At 71.9% G+C, this 770-nt stretch carries 1 protein-coding gene and 1 pseudogene; one reads left to right on the forward strand and one right to left on the reverse strand.

The genetic code is table 11. The features are described from left to right. A partial coding sequence (locus VP06_RS32880; RefSeq protein WP_048468031.1) for a catalase occupies positions 1–595 on the reverse strand: 595 nt, incomplete at its 3' end. On the opposite strand from VP06_RS32880, the pseudogene VP06_RS32885 reads away from it, so the two are divergent. Then, positions 563–770: pseudogene (locus VP06_RS32885) on the forward strand (catalase); the annotation flags it as partial. The gene VP06_RS32880 and the pseudogene VP06_RS32885 sit on opposite strands and share 33 nt — an antisense overlap.

Below are 770 nucleotides of genomic sequence, written 5' to 3' on the forward strand. Positions count from 1 at the left end.
CGGCGGCGTCGACCAGCACGAAGGCGTTGACGCCGTTGTAGGTCTGGCGGCCGAAGCTCGACGGGGTCCTGGCGGTGGCGAGCGCCTTGGGGGCGTTCGGGTGGGCCGCCATGAACTGCTCGACCGGGGTGGGCTTCTGCGCGTCGGGGCCGCTCTTGGTGATCGCCACCAGAAGATCGCGGAACTCCTCGCCTGTCGCCACGGGGAAGAACTTCAGCGAGTTGGTGACGACGTCCATCTCGGCGCCGTCGGCAGGCTTGAACTTGATCGACAGGCCGTGCGGGTTGGCCTCGGGCGCGCCGTCCGGGATCTGCGGCAGGCCGGTCGCGTCGGAGAAGCGCACGGTGACCGGCACCGCGGCGCCGGCGAACACGCTCGCCTTGCTCAGGGTCGCGGCCTCCTTCGACGGGGTGAACCGGCCCTCCACCACCACGCCCTTGGCGTGGTTCGAACGCTTGCCCGGATGCTCGCCGAAGATCCTGGTCATCGCCGCGATGGTCTGCTCGGCCGTGGACGAGGCCTCCTGGGCGAGGGCGGCCGGCGCGCGCTCCTGGGCGCCGCGATGATGCTCGCCGCGCCGGCCGCCCTCGCCCAGGAGGCCTCGTCCACGGCCGAGCAGACCATCGCGGCGATGACCAGGATCTTCGGCGAGCATCCGGGCAAGCGTTCGAACCACGCCAAGGGCGTGGTGGTGGAGGGCCGGTTCACCCCGTCGAAGGAGGCCGCGACCCTGAGCAAGGCGAGCGTGTTCGCCGGCGCCGCGGTGCCGG

It is taken from the genome of Methylobacterium aquaticum (assembly GCF_001043915.1).
GTDB classification, from domain to species: Bacteria; Pseudomonadota; Alphaproteobacteria; order Rhizobiales; family Beijerinckiaceae; genus Methylobacterium; species Methylobacterium aquaticum.